15 protein-coding genes and 1 riboswitch are annotated in these 15383 nt (G+C 44.8%); of the genes, 6 read left to right on the top strand and 9 right to left on the bottom strand.

Features of this window, described 5'->3' with window-relative positions:
- Positions 1 to 107 precede the first annotated feature (107 nt).
- Positions 108 to 302: riboswitch (cobalamin riboswitch) on the bottom strand.
- Between the two features lie 314 nt (positions 303 to 616).
- On the top strand, positions 617 to 2239 hold the full coding sequence (locus ABDZ72_RS06695) for a BCCT family transporter (RefSeq protein WP_343751948.1): 1623 nt from the start codon (positions 617 to 619) through the stop codon (positions 2237 to 2239).
- A 97-nt stretch (positions 2240 to 2336) separates the two neighbouring features.
- Positions 2337 to 3749 carry a Na+/H+ antiporter NhaC family protein gene (locus ABDZ72_RS06690; protein WP_343751947.1) on the top strand — a complete coding sequence of 471 codons (1413 nt, stop codon included), beginning with the start codon at positions 2337 to 2339 and terminating at the stop codon, positions 3747 to 3749.
- A 45-nt stretch (positions 3750 to 3794) separates the two neighbouring features.
- On the opposite strand, the gene ABDZ72_RS06685 is transcribed toward ABDZ72_RS06690, so the two are convergent.
- The 4 genes from ABDZ72_RS06685 to rlmN form a co-directional block, all read right to left on the bottom strand.
- Positions 3795 to 4460 carry a YetF domain-containing protein gene (locus ABDZ72_RS06685; protein WP_343751945.1) on the bottom strand — a complete coding sequence of 222 codons (666 nt, stop codon included), beginning with the start codon at positions 4458 to 4460 and terminating at the stop codon, positions 3795 to 3797.
- A gap of 104 nt (positions 4461 to 4564) precedes the next feature.
- Positions 4565 to 5089 (bottom strand): hypothetical protein, encoded by a 525-nt coding sequence (locus ABDZ72_RS06680; RefSeq protein WP_343751943.1) that lies wholly within the window; start codon positions 5087 to 5089, stop codon positions 4565 to 4567.
- 9 nt (positions 5090 to 5098) lie between these two features.
- Positions 5099 to 6271, bottom strand: coding sequence for an Alp7A family actin-like protein (locus ABDZ72_RS06675; RefSeq protein ID WP_343751942.1), 1173 nt, complete (start codon positions 6269 to 6271; stop codon positions 5099 to 5101).
- Between the two features lie 273 nt (positions 6272 to 6544).
- Positions 6545 to 7615, bottom strand: a complete 1071-nt coding sequence (gene rlmN, locus ABDZ72_RS06670) for a dual-specificity RNA methyltransferase RlmN (protein ID WP_343751940.1) — start codon at positions 7613 to 7615, stop codon at positions 6545 to 6547.
- A gap of 166 nt (positions 7616 to 7781) precedes the next feature.
- Here rlmN and ABDZ72_RS06665 point away from each other — a divergent pair, with 166 nt between their 5' ends.
- Both ABDZ72_RS06665 and ABDZ72_RS06660 read left to right on the top strand, forming a co-directional pair.
- Complete coding sequence (locus ABDZ72_RS06665) at positions 7782 to 8783, top strand: LLM class flavin-dependent oxidoreductase (protein ID WP_343751939.1); 1002 nt, start codon at positions 7782 to 7784, stop codon at positions 8781 to 8783.
- 143 nt (positions 8784 to 8926) lie between these two features.
- On the top strand, positions 8927 to 9379 hold the full coding sequence (locus tag ABDZ72_RS06660; RefSeq protein WP_343751938.1) for a DinB family protein: 453 nt from the start codon (positions 8927 to 8929) through the stop codon (positions 9377 to 9379).
- A gap of 71 nt (positions 9380 to 9450) precedes the next feature.
- Here the strand turns inward: ABDZ72_RS06660 and scpC are convergent, their stop codons facing one another.
- Together scpC and ABDZ72_RS06650 are read right to left on the bottom strand one after the other, a co-directional pair.
- The gene (scpC, locus tag ABDZ72_RS06655) at positions 9451 to 10965 is read right to left on the bottom strand and encodes a succinyl-CoA:acetate CoA-transferase ScpC (RefSeq protein ID WP_343751937.1); all 1515 of its coding nucleotides are present in this window, start codon (positions 10963 to 10965) and stop codon (positions 9451 to 9453) included.
- A gap of 159 nt (positions 10966 to 11124) precedes the next feature.
- On the bottom strand, positions 11125 to 11769 hold the full coding sequence (locus tag ABDZ72_RS06650) for a LytTR family DNA-binding domain-containing protein (protein WP_343751936.1): 645 nt from the start codon (positions 11767 to 11769) through the stop codon (positions 11125 to 11127).
- A gap of 141 nt (positions 11770 to 11910) precedes the next feature.
- Between ABDZ72_RS06650 and ABDZ72_RS06645 the strand changes: the two genes are divergently transcribed.
- Positions 11911 to 12972: an NAD(P)/FAD-dependent oxidoreductase gene (locus tag ABDZ72_RS06645; RefSeq protein ID WP_343751935.1), complete on the top strand. Its 1062-nt coding sequence runs from the start codon at positions 11911 to 11913 to the stop codon at positions 12970 to 12972.
- Between the two features lie 307 nt (positions 12973 to 13279).
- On the opposite strand, the gene ABDZ72_RS06640 is transcribed toward ABDZ72_RS06645, so the two are convergent.
- From ABDZ72_RS06640 to ABDZ72_RS06630, 3 genes are all read right to left on the bottom strand, one after another.
- Entirely contained in the window at positions 13280 to 13594 is a 315-nt protein-coding gene (locus tag ABDZ72_RS06640) for a DMT family transporter (protein WP_343751934.1), read from the bottom strand.
- Positions 13594 to 13947 carry a DMT family transporter gene (locus ABDZ72_RS06635; protein ID WP_343751933.1) on the bottom strand — a complete coding sequence of 118 codons (354 nt, stop codon included), beginning with the start codon at positions 13945 to 13947 and terminating at the stop codon, positions 13594 to 13596. Before ABDZ72_RS06635 ends, ABDZ72_RS06640 begins: the two co-directional genes overlap by 1 nt.
- 80 nt (positions 13948 to 14027) lie before the next feature.
- On the bottom strand, positions 14028 to 14603 hold the full coding sequence (locus ABDZ72_RS06630) for a TetR/AcrR family transcriptional regulator (protein WP_343751932.1): 576 nt from the start codon (positions 14601 to 14603) through the stop codon (positions 14028 to 14030).
- 199 nt (positions 14604 to 14802) lie between these two features.
- Between ABDZ72_RS06630 and ABDZ72_RS06625 the strand changes: the two genes are divergently transcribed.
- Positions 14803 to 15383, top strand: a 581-nt coding sequence (locus ABDZ72_RS06625; protein WP_343751983.1) for a DUF1538 domain-containing protein, incomplete at its 3' end; no start/stop codon positions are given.

Genomic DNA, 15383 nt, shown 5'->3' with positions numbered 1-15383 from the left:
TCCTCCTTTATACATAAAAAAACGTTCACCCTTGATGGATGAACGGACGTAAAACGACAGACTTTGCACAGAATGCCCGTCGTTTCACCATCCGCTTCCCCGGGGAATAGAAATACCGAATGACGGCAGGTCTCCTGACTTGTGCATCGATCTACTGAGGACCTTCCCATATAACTGCCGCAAAGCATGCCATACAGTGATTATCCCGTTCGTCCACACGTACAGTTGCGGGGACAGTTCCGACTCGATTGACCGGATTCCCTTTTAAGACAATTTGTGTCACCATCATTCGCCAATACTATATTTAGTGGTATTGTATTATCATCATTAATATATATTGTGTATCTACTTTAGCATAGAACGTGCAATGGTTCAACCATAATAAATATAAAAGGACCCGAAGAAAGACCTATGGACCAGCTTACCAGCGGTTCGACATATTTAACACTATAACACATTAATTTCTAATTTTTTTATTAGCCTGTATCCTGGTTTCGTTTTCATTCGTCATGATGCATTCATTCCATCTCATTTTGATATCGTTCCATTCAGTTCCAACAGTGCTGAATATCCTGAGCACCCTCGTGACATGCTACGCATAGAAAGGATGAGTGCTATGAATAAAGATCTGATTGATTGGCCAACGTTTATTAGCGCATTAGTGTTATTGCTTGCCGTTTCCATTCCACTTGCCGTCTTTCCGCAGGCTGGAAAAGAGATTGTGAATATGGCCAATGCCTTCGTGACCGGTAATTTAGGTGTCCTTTATTTAATATTTGGACTAGCAACATTTGCTTTTCTCACTTATGTTTCCTTCAGTAAAAATGGTCAAATTAAACTTGGCGACAAAGACGCTGAGAGGGAATTCGGCACCTTTTCTTGGGCAGCCATGCTGTTTGCTGCCGGTATCGGGTCCAGTATTCTCTATTGGGGAATGATTGAGTGGGCTTTCTATTACCAAGGACCGCCATTCGGGCTTGAAGGTGAATCGCAGGAAGCTATCCAATGGGCGCCGGCATACGGCATTTTCCACTGGGGTCCGATGGCTTGGGCCATTTATACATTACCAGCCTTGCCGATTGCTTATTTTTATTACGTGCGGAAAAAACCGGTTTTGAAAATAAGTGAGGCAGTCCGGCCGGTTCTCGGCAAAACTGTCGACACACCGTTGGGCAATATCATTGATGTTCTCTTCATGTTCGGCCTTATGGGGGGAGCTGGGACAACGCTTGCTCTTGGAACACCTATGATTGCTCAAGGTGTCAACAACATTACGGGGCTGCCACCTAATCTGGCAACGAAAACAGTCATTATGCTGCTATGTACACTCATTTTTGCCATTAGTGCCTACTCAGGGCTCAGACGCGGCATAAAAGTATTAAGTGATGTGAATTTATGGCTTGCCATTTTTATTCTTGTGTTTATTTTTGTTTTAGGCCCGACTGTATTCATTAGTGAAACAACGTTTACAAGCTTAGGGCTAATTTTGAATAACTTCTTCAAAATGGCAACTTGGCTGGAACCATTTGCTAATGTAGGTGGATTTACGGAAACTGGTTTCCCGGAAGCATGGACGGTTTTCTATTGGGCATGGTGGCTCGTATATGCCCCGTTTGTCGGACTGTTCGTGGCCCGGATTTCGCGCGGCCGCACCATTCAGGAAATGATTCTGGGCACAATTTTGTACGGCACTCTGGGCAGTGTTCTGTTTTTCGGTATCATGGGGAACTACGGATTGCACCTGCAGCTTACCGGGGCCTTTGATGTTGTTGGATTTATGAATGAAAACAGTCCACAGGCTGCCATTATTGCGATTTTGGATCAGCTTCCAATGGCTGTCATCATGGTGCCTTTATTTACGATACTGGCCATCATCTTTCTGGCCACAACGTTCGATTCGTCTTCCTATATTCTTGCAGCCGTTGTTCAAAAGGAAGTACAAAAAGAGCCGCTGCGCTGGAATCGGCTGTTTTGGGCGTTCACACTTTGCCTGATGCCGCTTGTCCTAATGTACGTCGGTGATTTAAAAACCTTGCAAACAGCAAGCATCGTCGCCGGATTTCCGGTGCTTGTCATTATGGGACTTTTGACATGGTCGTTCATGAAGGCCTCCAATGAAGACTTGCGAGCATCCAAAGACTATGAGCCGCCAACTATCTACATTAATCGGCGAGAAACAGTTCAGCGCACCCGTGAGCGGCAACAAAAAAGACAGTCAGCAAAGACATCTGAAGAATAATAACGATTTATTCTGATCCTGACAAACAACAAGCCTCCTTTCTGAATGACATGGCCTTCATTAGGGCAATGTAACATATGGAAGGAGGCTTTTATTCGTGAATTGGCTTTCCTTAATTCCGTTTGTCATCGTCATTGGATTGTCGATTTGGCTGAAAAAAATTCTTCCCGGATTGGTGTTGGGTGTGCTTGTCGGTGCATTCCTTACCAAATTCAGTGTTCTGGGTGGAGCGGAAAAGTCGGTCGACTATATTATTGAAACGTTAACAGATGAAGGCAATCTTAAAATTATTGGCTTTCTTTACTTATTTGGCGGGTTGATCGGAATGATGCAGATTTCCGGAGGTATTAAAGGCTTTTCCGATTGGGTCGGCGACAAGATCTCATCACAGCGCGGGTTACTTGGACTAATCTGGTTGACACTGCCCTTCACATTTATGATGCCGATGTTCCGGATTATGATGATTGGACCGGTCATGAAATCGCTCATAAAAGATATGAGTATCTCTAAACGCAAAGTCGGGTTTACCATGGACGTGTCGACGAGTTCGGTGATCGTCCTCTTGCCTGTTGCAACAGCCTTTGTCGGTTTTATGATATCAATGGTCAAAAGCGGTGTTCAAAAATATAACCTGGACATGGACCCATACCAGATTTTCCTGCTCAGTATTGTGTTTAACTTTTTTGCCATGGTGATGCTGGTCATCGGACTTATTCGCACGTTCTGGTCATCGTCCGAAAAAGAAAGGTCGAAAAAACAGTCCGGAAAAGATAATGATGAAACAGACTATCATCGCAGGGGCATTGAAAAAGAATTGTCAACGGTTAAAGCACAGCCATGGAATTTGATTATCCCCCTCTTTTTGCTGTTAGCATTAACATTGTTTTTATTATGGCGGGATGGTGTGGCAAAAGGAGCGGAAACGTTTATTCAGGCGTTTTCACAAGCGGATGCAACGTTTGTCATGTTGCTAGGAATATATATCACCTTGATTTTGACTTTCGTGTTTTATATCATTCGTCGCCAGCCTATGGACGAGACCATTTACCATTTTTATGATGGTGGGAATCAGCTTATGGAAGCGATTATTCTGCTTATTCTTGTCTGGTCATTATCATTGGTTACGGAGGATCTCGGTTTTTCCAAATTTATCAGTGCAACACTTGGGTCCTTTTTACCAAGTTTTACGATACCGGCCATCGTTTTTGTGCTTGGAGCTGTTGTCAGTTATTTTCTGGGGTCATCATTTGGAACATGGGGAATATTTATGCCGCTGGGGATAGCACTTGCCGTTTCTTCCGGTGCATCAATCCCGATGACGGCCGGTGCGGTATTTGCCAGCGGGTCATTCGGAGCTATGACATCCCCCCTCGGGGATACGACCATTACCACCGCTTCTATTCTGGAGTTACCCTTAACCGCTTATGCCCGCTACAAATTAAAAATCTGTTCCATTGGTGCCGGCATAGCAGCGGTACTTTATCTGGCCGCCGGTTTTTTCATGACTTAATTATGCCTGTTTCTTTCCGTATCCGGCACTAAAATCCCCCGCCAATTATTGCAAATGCTTTGGCGAGGGAGTTTGTGTTGCCTGCTTTTTCTCTTCGTCGTCAATTTCTTTAAACATATCCCGTTGTTGCTTCATCTGTTGCAGTTGAGTATTTAAATCGTTCAATTGCGCATGCAGTTGGTTAATTTGCGCATCCATGGACAGCTGACTTAAAATGTGCTGCACATCCGTTGATACTTTCTGAAATTCCCTTTGAGTAACCGGCTGTGCTTCTTTTTTGAGCGCAAAACCCACTTGTCCATTCGGCTCCAGTGTCGCCCACTCGACATCATCTATGTTGCTGACGTTTTTAATACGAAGATTCATCTCCAGCTGGTCCACCGTCAACCGTAATTTTTTTAAGGTTTTCTCCTTTATCTGACCATTTTCGATTAATATTTTGGATTTGCCGGTAATCACCTTTTCAAATATATTGCCTTTGATTTGGGAGTATTCCATGAAGAACAACGTCGTGATAAGAAGGGTTCCCACTCCTAATGTCACCCAAATATTTTTCCCGGATAACGGCTGGACAAGCAATGACCCGATTCCAATCATGATGACTGTCTGCGGCAGGGTCATTTGTGAGATCGATTTGCGACCTGCAAGCCTCAACAAAAAAGTTCCCCCGACCACAATAACGATGGACTTCCATATCCAGTCAAAATCCACTGTACCCAACTCCTTTCTACGGTTAGTTTAAGTGGAATCCGGCTGCTTATACATAGATAAGGCTGTCCCAGCATGTATGGCAGGACAGCCTTGTAATGTGCTCGTCATTTGTTCATTTTGGAAAAGAAGTCCGCCAGCGGATCGTCTTCTTCCTGGTCGTCCGCTTCGCCCTCGTCGTGTAGCGAATCAAGTTCGTTCATTTCAACTGCATCCAAATCCGGCTTATCGCTGGTTGGGGGTTCCGGCGGGTCAGGCTGTTCCATCTCTGGGGCATCGTCTACCGGGTGCTGATTGCCGCTTAATGTCGCAAGTACCGATGTTGCCCGGACTGGATCCTGCATGAGCTGATAAACAATATTGCCGATTAAAGCTTCGGAATGTTCATGCTTCAACCAGTTTTTCTGTTGCTGGGTAAGCTGCCGAGGCAGTGGTACCGTTACCGATTCTCGCTCCCGTGTGAACGTCTCCTGCACGCCTTTAAGCACATATTGGGCCATTTGACTGGAGAAATTGCGACGCTCCTGGTCCTTTATTTTTTGCAGTTGTTTCAATAAGTAATCCGGGGTGTCCGACGGGATTCGGAACGTGATGGACTGTCCGCGCTCTATACGCTTTTTCGACCGTTCCATAATATCACCTTATGTTTCATCCGTTGCAGCTTGTTCGTTTGCTTCGGCCGGTGCCGTTTTATTCAAGTAATCCATAATCAGTTTATAGTAGGCATTGGCCATCATCCAAATGCTTTCCTGTTCATCTTCAAAAAAGTCGATATTAAAGCCATCCAATTTGTTGTTCAATGCCTTAATATAATCTTTCAACACCGCCGAACCACCGCCGACAAAATAACAGATTTCCGACTGTGAATTCTTTTGCCACACTTGGCGCAAAAACCGGTATTCTTTTTTGGCAAGTTCCAGCAAAATACGATCAGTAATATCATGAACATTTGTCCGGCTGCCTTTCACCATAATGTGGTGGCGATCGTTTTTCCGCGTAATAATATCAACAACATCACGACGGCTGTCCAGTTCTACGCCGTGTCGTGTCCGGATTTCGTCGCGAATTTCCTCCAATGATTCGGCCACACCGAGCGGGAACCCTTGGGCTTTGTCATCATCGACATTCCGATTTCTAATAACGGCAATATCGGTCGACAGTCCGCCAATGTCCTGAATGAGAATTTGCTGATCAATTAATTCCTTGTTTATGACATTCAACTGGTTGTCCATAATGAGATTAACATAAGCGGCGAAGCCTTCCGGATAGACTTTCACTTCGTTAAATTTAATGTTAACTTTTTTACCTTGGTATTGCGGTGTTACGAGAAATTCGATTTGGTGCACCGACCCAAGAAGCTGAGAACGGTAGCCGACATCTTTGCCTTCCTTCACTTCACGCAACGGCAATCCCGTCCCCAGTGTGTAATTGGCATCAATGACATCATTCTTATTCTCTCGGAAAGCGTCACTGCTGACAGCGTCCAGTGCAATGGAGGCAAACAACATGACCAGTGTCTGGTCTTCTTCCGATTTGCTGCTTCCGGGATCAAGCTCTGTTGAATTGTTTGCCTTGGTTGCCAGATTGCCAATGCGGTACACGGCATTATTTTCTTCCAGGGCAGGGGAGTGGACCCGTATATGCAAATTATCAATCGGTTCCTTTTCATCCAGATCCTCTATACCGATCACTGGTCTGTCTTCTACGTCTCTTGAAATAACATTTGGAATGTAATAGGATTCATCCATTTGTCCAAAGTTGGCTTTTAACGCATCATTGCCGACATCGACAGCCGCAATTCTTGTATCGGTCATGTTTCACATACTCCTCTCTTTTTTCGTAGATTTCTTATTAACAGATTAATAGATTTCATTCAATAGTGCAATCCGACTTTATGTGCATTCTTTTATGTACACATGTATACATTTTGAAAACTCTATTATGAAAGCATGTGTACTTGTTTGTATACTTGCAAACGGGATTGTAATTATTTTGTGTACGTTTTGTTTACATGCACACATGAATACATTTCAGGTAAATTATGGAAATAATAGTTAAAAAATATGCCCTTTTACAAGGGCATATTATCATTTAGCTGCATTTTCTTTTTTAACTTGCTTACTTCGTAACTGACCACATGCGGCATCGATATCCGCACCGTTTTCCCAACGTACACCGCACTGAATGCCTTTTTCACGCAATGCCTCATAAAACGCCTGAATGGTTTCAGAATCGCTGCGTTGGTACTGGTCATGCTCACTCACCGTATTATACGGAATTAGGTTAACATAGGACAGATGTCGTTTATCTTTGAGCAATTCCACCAGCTCATCAGCGTCTTCTTTGTGGTCATTGACACCTTTCAGCATAATGTACTCATACGTTACACGTCGGTTAATATGATCCAAATAATAATCGACAGCTTTCATCAATTTATCAATGGAAAAAGCGCGGTTGATTTTCATAATCGATGAACGCAACTCATTGTTTGGCGCGTGCAGCGAAATCGCCAAATTAACTTGTGTACCAGTGTCCGTCCACTCGTAAATTTTATGCGCAAGCCCACTCGTGGACACTGTTATATGACGGGCGCCAATATTAAGACCGGCATCATCGTTGACGACGTAAATAAAGTCCATCAGGTTGTTAAAGTTATCAAATGGCTCACCAATACCCATGACAACGATGTGACTGACCCGTTCCTCTTTTCCATTAGCATCCATATCTTTCTGCACATTCAGAATCTGTTCGACAATTTCACTGCTATCAAGATCGCGATTTTTCCGCAACAGACCACTGGCGCAAAACGAACAGCCAATATTGCAGCCTACCTGGGTCGTCACACAAACCGATAGACCATAATTGAACCGCATTAGTACGGTTTCAATTAAATTCCCATCAGACAACCGAAACAAATATTTTATCGTGCCATCTTCGGATTCCTGTTTAATTTCATCTTTTAGCGTATGCAACACAAAGTTTTCTTCCAGAAGGGCTATGGTTTCCTTATTGACGTTCCGCATGTCAGCGAATTGATGAATGCGTTTTTTATACAACCAATTCCACACCTGATCAGCGCGAAAACGGCGCTGACCGTTATTAATGAGCCAGTTTTGCAATTTTTCATATGTCAAACCGTAAATGGATTTTTTGCTCATGTTTATCCCTCATTTCCAAACGTTCCAATCAATTATTATACTATATTAAGGCATGGAGCGCAATGGAGCAACTAAAATGCCAGTCCAGCGATGATCCCATATAAGCACATTATTGGCCTTTGAGAGCCTTTCATCATATGATTCCTTTTGAGGAGTGATAAAAACCATGGAAGCTAAAACATTTAACCATATTCCTTTATCCGTACTGGATCTTGCGTTTGTTCTTGAAGGCAGCACGCCAAAACAATCGTTTCAAAACAGTGTGCGCTTAGCTCAAAACGTCGAGGCATTCGGATTTAATCGATATTGGCTGGCGGAACATCATAACATGCCCGGCATCGCCAGTTCGGCTACATCCGTATTGATCGGACATATTGCCGGAGCAACCAACCGATTAAGGGTAGGTTCAGGCGGTGTCATGCTGCCCAACCATGCAGCGTTAGTCATCGCCGAGCAATTTGGCACACTCGAATCCTTGTATCCCGGTCGCATTGACCTTGGACTCGGACGGGCACCCGGAACCGACCAAGCAACCGTTTATGCCCTGCGACGGTCGTTGAATCAACGGGTGGAAGATTTTCCAAATCAAGTGGACGAGCTCGAACAATACTTTGCCGGAACCGGCAGCGTACAGTCCATCCCGGGATCCGGTCTTGATGTCCCGATCTGGCTGCTTGGATCCAGTGGTTTCAGTGCCCAACTAGCTGCACAGAAAGGCCGACCATTCTCAGCGGCGAGCCACTTTGCACCGGACAATACAATGGCTTCGCTGAATCTGTACCGCGAGCAATTTCAGCCGTCGAACCATATTGACCAACCGCATGCGATGATCGGTGTCAATGTCGTGGCTGCGGACACGGATGAGGAAGCCAAGTACTTGGCGACCACACAACAGCAGCAAATATTGAATCTACGTCGTGGCCAACCTGGCAAACTACAGCCACCCATCGAAAACACCGATGCCGTCTGGACAGAATTGGAGAAAGCCATCGTCGAACAATCCAGTCAATCGCCATACACCATTATCGGCAGCAAAGAAACCGTTCAGAACGATTTAGAACAGCTACTTGAGGATACCGGAGCTGATGAAATGATTATCACCTCACAGGTTTATGACATTGACGCCCGCATCCGCTCCTATGAAATTATCGGCGAACTAATGGAATAAATACGTTGAAAAGGATGGTTACGCAAGCGTTCATATACCCGAGGCGTCAGCATTTAGAGGTTTAAATTATCCCCTTTCGTTGGATCGATGGAAGACACATTGATATAGTGGACATACCAAAATAGTGAAGGGAGATGAACGACATGAACGTGATGCACAAGCTATTTGATTCGGCTCACAACAATTTAGTAAGTGAAATTCAAAATGCCGATGAAGCGAGTTTGGATATTCAACCGGAAGGGTTCGGCAACAACATTCATTGGCATGCTGGCCACGTGCTGACGATTAACGAAATGCTCTTATTCGGGTTTCCGGATCAATCCAGCCACTTGCCCGACAATTATAATGACTTGTTCGGCAATGGTTCTTCCCCCGCTGACTGGCCGGAAAATGTACCAAGCGTTAAAGAGCTAACAAACCAGCTTCAGGATCAATTGGAACGCATGAAACAGATTCCTGAGAGCCAATTTAACAACAAATTGGATAAACCGATCCTTGGCGCTGAAACATTCGGTGAATTGGCCGCTGTGGCTATGACCCACGAATCCAACCATACCGGACGAATCAACGCCATCAAAAAAGCGATCGCTAAATAAATGCCAAACATCTGCTCCCGATCCTACCAAGGAGCAGATGTTTTTTTGCGCTAACAAACGTCCTCATCCTTTTAAACCGTTTCTAAAACGAGCTCCTTCATCGTCCCGTTTTGGGCAAAATTGGTATGCCACGAAAAAGCTTTCTCGAGCACGTGTGGTGTTTGACCGCCACGCTTGAGTGCTTCTTCGTAATACGCCCACAGTTGCTCCCGATACAGCGGGTGGGCGCAGTTTTCAATAATCTTCGGCGCACGTTCTCTCGGTGCCAAACCGCGCAAATCCGCATACCCTTGCTCCGTGACAACAATATCGACATCATGTTCTGTATGGTCAATATGAGACGCAAATGGAACGATGCTGGAAATATCACCGTCTTTAGCGATGGATTTGGTTACAAAAATCGCCAATCTGGCATTTCGGGCAAAGTCCCCCGACCCACCGATGCCATTCATCATTTTCGTACCGGAAACGTGCGTAGAATTAACGTTTCCATAAATGTCAAACTCCAGCGCCGTATTGATAGCGATGAGTCCGAGTCGACGAATGATCTCCGGATGATTGGAAATTTCCTGCGGGCGCATGATGATTTGATCACGATAGGTTTCGAACTGGGAAAAGACTTGGTCCATCTTTTCTTTCGACAAAGTAATCGAACAACAGGAGGCAACGTCTACTTTTCCCTCATCCATTAAGTCAAATACAGCATCTTGCAGCACTTCCGAATAAATATGGAGATTCTGAAATTCCGAATCAACCATGCCGTGCAACACAGCATTGGCAACCGAACCGATACCCGACTGAATCGGTGCCAGTTGCTCAGTCAGGCGGCCGGACTGTACTTCAGACCGCAAAAAGGCAAGTAAATGATCAGCCATTAATTTTGTTTCGTCATCTGGCTGGGTAATCGTTGATGGCGAATCCTCTTGATGAGTGAAAACGATCCCCTTAATTTTCGACGTGTCGACCTTCATCCCCTTTTGACCGATTCTCTCACCTGAATTAGTCAATGGAATCGGCTGACGCTGTCCTTGTTTGGACGGACTATATAAGTCATGCACCCCTTCCAATTGTTCCGGTTGGGCGGTGTTGATTTCGACAATAATGTTTTCGGCATACTCGGCAAATACGAGGGAATTACCGATGGACGTTGATGGGATAATCGTTCCATCCTCTTTAATCGAAATCGCTTCCAAAATGGCGTAATCAATGGATTCGATTACGTCCCCGCGAACCCATTCCGATGTGTGGGATAAATGGTGGTCAACAAATAAGTGCTCGCCTTGATTGATTTTTTTGCGCATGACGGGATCCGCTTGAAATGGGAGACGCTTATTAATTATACCGGCTTCGGCAAACATTCGATCGACATCGGAGCCTAGTGATGCTCCGGTAAATACGTTTACTTTGAATGGCTCGTATTCTGCCCTGCTCACGAGCGCAGTTGGCACCGCTTTCACATCACCGGCACGTGTGAAACCGCTCATCCCCAACGTCATGCCATCTGTAATCCATGATGCAGCTTCTGTTGCGGTAACAACACGGTTATGGAGATGCTGTGCATAAATGCGATCATGTTTCGCTGTCATAATGAAACCCCTTTCGCGCATGTTTTCACCCATTATAACGCATGCGACAGCGACGATTGGCATTCTGCGCAGGGAAAAGCTATATTTGCGATGAGACGCCGAGATAAATAGATGAGACAGCATTTTTATGCCAACAATAGATAAATCATGACTGACGTTTTAAAACCCAAGCAGTTTGCGGAAGTAGCTGGAATACGACTGACTTACCGGCACTTGTTCGCCATTATCCATGGCCAACAGAAACGTCGAATGGGTATCCGGATAAATGGCCGTAATATGGTGCACGTTGACAATAAACGACCGGTGGCAACGGATGAACGTCTCGTGCGGAAGTGCATATTCGTAGTTCTGCAATGTCCGCTTGGTTGTTCCGACAAGTGTATCAGCATAGACATATGTTTTTCGGTCCTTTGCCTCCAAATAAATAACGTCATGAAAAGGAACTGGCTTCCACCCATCATCTGTTTTCACCGTGACGACCGACTTTCCCTCAGTCATCACAGGATAAATGGCCGTAACACAGCCTTGAAGTTTTCCCTCCAAATGAAACGGTACCGCCATTCCATGATACGGCACGCCGAATACACTGCGGTCAATAAATTCGGAAACCTTCTGCCCCGTGTGCAATGCTTTATAGGCAATGGATCCGGCGATGACTGGATCACCGGGTTTAATTTTTAAATCAATTCGTTTGCTCGGTCGGTAATAGATATATTCCGCATCATCCGAAACAGCGATGGATATTTCATCAGAAAACAATTCCCCCACCACGTCAAATAATGTTCCAAACGATAAACGATCCACGATACGTCACACTCCTCCCATTGATTAAAATTAGAGTACCATGACTGGATATAGATCAACAATCCCGTTGTTTTGCTAGTTTTCCATTGGCACTTTTGATAAGCTGGATGTATGAGCAATTATACGTAAGGGGTTTTCGTGATGAAAAATGTTGTTATCCTTGGCGGTGGTTATGGTGGCGTCAATATCACTCAAAATCTGATCGAACAGGATTTGCCGGAAGATGTGCAAATTACGGTGATCGACCGCAATCCCTATCACTCTATCAAAACGGAATTCTATACGATAGCGGCCGGTACATCTGCCGATAAAAACGTGCGCATGGATTTCCCAGAACACGATAAAGTGCGCTACATCTATGCAGAGGTGGCTGAAGTCGATACTGAAAACAGACAAATTGTATTTCAACATCGCCATAAGCCGGAAGTCTATGATTATTTAGTTATCAGTTTAGGGTGTGAGGATAATTATCACGGCGTTGACGGCGCCGCGGAGTACACCGAAAGCATCCAAACATTCCACGGAGCACGCCGAGCGGGAATGGCCATCGGAAATTTGAACGCATACGGAAAAGCCACCATCGTTGGCGCCGGCCTGAGCGGTATTGAAGTGGCAGCCGAAATACGGGAAAGCAGACCAGATTTGAACATCCGCCTACTCGATCGTGGAACATCGGTCCTGAAGGCATTTGACAGCAAAATACAAAATTACGTGGAAGACTGGTTTATGAAAAATGATGTAGAGGTGCTCCACGAGGCAAACGTTGAGTACGTCGAGAAAGACGGGGTCTGCAACAACGGCATCTGCTATGTGAACGATGTAACCATTTGGACAGCCGGTGTGCGTCCAAACTATATCGTACGCGACCTGCCATATAAAAAGGATGAACAAGACAAGGTGGTCATCAATGACTTTTACCAGGTACCCGATGATAAACACGTATACGTAGTCGGGGACTGCGCATCTTCGGAGCACTCCCCAAGCGCCCAGCTGGCTCGTCAGCAAGGCGAACAGATTGCCGAAGTCCTGTACGCTGTTCTAAAAGACGAGAAGCCGAAAAAACCCGGAAAATTGAAATTAAAAGGAACCCTTGGCGCACTCGGTAGTTCGGAAGGATTCGGCGAAATGATGTCGCAATCCGTCGTCGGCTACATTCCACGTTTGGCTAAATCAGGCGTGTTGTGGCTGAATAAACGCCACTGATGATCACTGGACCGGATGCATCGCAGCACCACATAATGTTGACTAATCGGACAAGCCCACGAGCCTGTCCGATTTTTTATAAGCAGAAGAGGCCGTGCATCTTTGAAGGAGCACTCAGGCCGAATTTGGTTGATATATTCCCGATATGGTTGATATATCTTAATGGCGGTTGATATATTTTCAATCCGGTCGATTTCTCGCCTGATCCGGTCGATATATCTTGATTCTGGTTGATATCTCCCTCATTCTGGTCGATTTCTCGTGAATCAAAGACAACCAACAGCCGTCGTATACCGCAAGTGGTTCTTCACGATACCATTTTGAGTCCCACGACGCCGACAATAATGACTACAAGACTCATAACACGGGACCAATTGCCCGACTCCCCAAAAAAAAGGATGCTCAACACCACTGCCCCTGCTGTACCAATACCGACCCAAACCGCATAAGCAATACTGACCTGCAAGTATGAAAATGACACATTGAGCAAAGCAGCTGATCCGCCAAATCCGGCGATATACATAAGCACATTCAAAATAGACCGGTTTTGGCTGGCCAATCTCAGACCAATAACGCCAATGATTTCACAAATAGACGCCATCATAATAAATAGCCATCCCATCAATCAACACCTTCTTTCGCCTGCTTTTCCGCTTTTCTGTCAGCCAGTTGCAGACCTACAACACCTACAACTAACAAAAAAATGAAAAACAGTTTGTCTGTGCCCAAACGCGCATCAAAGAAAATCATATCCAATAAAGCGATCCCAGCCGTTCCTGCCGATGCGAAAATAGCGTAAACCGTACCAGTCGGCAACCGTTCGCAAGCCTTTCGAAAACATTCCATATCTGCAAACATCACGAAAATGACCACCACATAATGCCACCAACTTATAGCTACATTTAAACCATACACCCACACCAATTCCAACAAACATAAAAGCACAACGTACATCCAGGCTTTTTTCTCTTTCATTTTCGGAGCCTCCTTCCAAAAATGACTGATAATCAGTCACAAACGTACATAATATACGAAACGAGCATGATGTTCACTATTTACAACAATCCTAGTGCATGCTTGGCAAAATCCAATACGTCTTCTTTCTTTAATGCGGCTGTCCGTTCATCCTGGCGGGTATACATATACGTCTGCTCAGCTGCATCTTCTATTAATCCAATTAAAATTTCAGCTGTTCGTTTTGGATTCAGCGACTCACGGATCACGCCCTCTGCTTTTGCCTTTTCGAGTTCGCCACTTAACCAGTCATAATAGGATTCGTAAATGGCTTCCCATTCCTGTCTGTATTCAACGGAAGCCAGACCGGCATATGTTAAGGCAAATATGTCACGGTGCTCTCTCGTCAATTCAAACACAATATCCAAAACCTGTTCCAGTTTAAACGACAAAGGGGATGCTTCATGAACATGTTCTTTAATTTCTTCCAATATTTTTTCCGTCATCACTTCTGCTATCGACAGCATCACTGAGAGTTTGGATGAAAAATATAAATAAAACGTGCCTTGCGCAATACCAGCACCATGCACAATGTCCGAGACTTTCGTTTTTTCAAGGCCTTTTTCACGGAAAACATCGATGGCTGATTGAATAATTTTTTCTTTTTTGTTATCCATTTGCATACCTCTTCACTATGACTGACTTTCATTCATTATACCGGATGCCTCTGCTGTCTGTCAAAATTTATGTGAATTATTTCTGATTCTTTTCACATAATGCTATACTGGATGCAGATACTTCTGTATAGGGATTCATTTTGTTTTTCCTATTTTTCTGCAACGAATACCAATCGCCAATGCTTGCTGGGGGTTTTTTATGGATAATCTGAAGGATACGGCACTGGAAGTTATTTATTCCATTGCTCCGATTGCACTGGTGATCACGCTACTGCAATTCACCATCATTTGGCTACCCATGGAAGATTTTTTACAATTTTTAATCGGCGTCCTGTTTGTCGGAATTGGACTGATACTGTTTTTACTCGGTGTTGATATCGGATTGCTCCCTGTCGGCGAATTGATTGGTTCCGCACTGACCAAAACCAAAAAGCTGTGGGTCATCATCCTTTTTGGGTTTCTGCTTGGTGCAGTTGTAACCATTGCAGAGCCGGATGTGCGTGTGCTCTCCTCACAAATTGATAATGTCTCCGATGGGGCGATTTCACAGCAGATGCTCATTCTGGCCGTTGCAATGGGGGTTGGTATCTTCGTCGGACTTGCTATGTTACGGATTATTTTCAAAATCAGTATTGTTTATTTACTGGCAGGCGGTTACGGGCTTGTTTTCTTAATTGCGGCGTTCACCCCGTCCTATTTCGTACCCATTTCCTTTGATTCCGGCGGGGTGACGACGGGGCCACTGACTGTTCCCTTTGTACTGGCACTCGGAGTCGGTGT

Source organism: Lentibacillus halophilus (genome assembly GCF_039522485.1).
GTDB lineage: Bacteria > Bacillota > Bacilli > Bacillales > Amphibacillaceae > Lentibacillus > Lentibacillus halophilus.
This window is presented reverse-complemented; position numbering and strand designations above follow the sequence as displayed.

What these genes read in the sequence shown, in the direction of transcription:
- ABDZ72_RS06695 (WP_343751948.1), top strand. Translation starts at nt 617, where the DNA reads ATGAATAAAGATCTGATTGATTGGCCAACGTTTATTAGCGCATTAGTG.
- ABDZ72_RS06680 (WP_343751943.1), bottom strand. Translation starts at nt 5,089, where the DNA reads ATGGAACGGTCGAAAAAGCGTATAGAGCGCGGACAGTCCATCACGTTC.
- ABDZ72_RS06675 (WP_343751942.1), bottom strand. Translation starts at nt 6,271, where the DNA reads ATGACCGATACAAGAATTGCGGCTGTCGATGTCGGCAATGATGCGTTA.
- rlmN (WP_343751940.1), bottom strand. Translation starts at nt 7,615, where the DNA reads ATGAGCAAAAAATCCATTTACGGTTTGACATATGAAAAATTGCAAAAC.
- ABDZ72_RS06665 (WP_343751939.1), top strand. Translation starts at nt 7,782, where the DNA reads ATGGAAGCTAAAACATTTAACCATATTCCTTTATCCGTACTGGATCTT.
- ABDZ72_RS06660 (WP_343751938.1), top strand. Translation starts at nt 8,927, where the DNA reads ATGAACGTGATGCACAAGCTATTTGATTCGGCTCACAACAATTTAGTA.
- scpC (WP_343751937.1), bottom strand. Translation starts at nt 10,965, where the DNA reads ATGACAGCGAAACATGATCGCATTTATGCACAGCATCTCCATAACCGT.
- ABDZ72_RS06645 (WP_343751935.1), top strand. Translation starts at nt 11,911, where the DNA reads ATGAAAAATGTTGTTATCCTTGGCGGTGGTTATGGTGGCGTCAATATC.
- ABDZ72_RS06640 (WP_343751934.1), bottom strand. Translation starts at nt 13,594, where the DNA reads ATGGGATGGCTATTTATTATGATGGCGTCTATTTGTGAAATCATTGGC.
- ABDZ72_RS06635 (WP_343751933.1), bottom strand. Translation starts at nt 13,947, where the DNA reads ATGAAAGAGAAAAAAGCCTGGATGTACGTTGTGCTTTTATGTTTGTTG.
- ABDZ72_RS06630 (WP_343751932.1), bottom strand. Translation starts at nt 14,603, where the DNA reads ATGGATAACAAAAAAGAAAAAATTATTCAATCAGCCATCGATGTTTTC.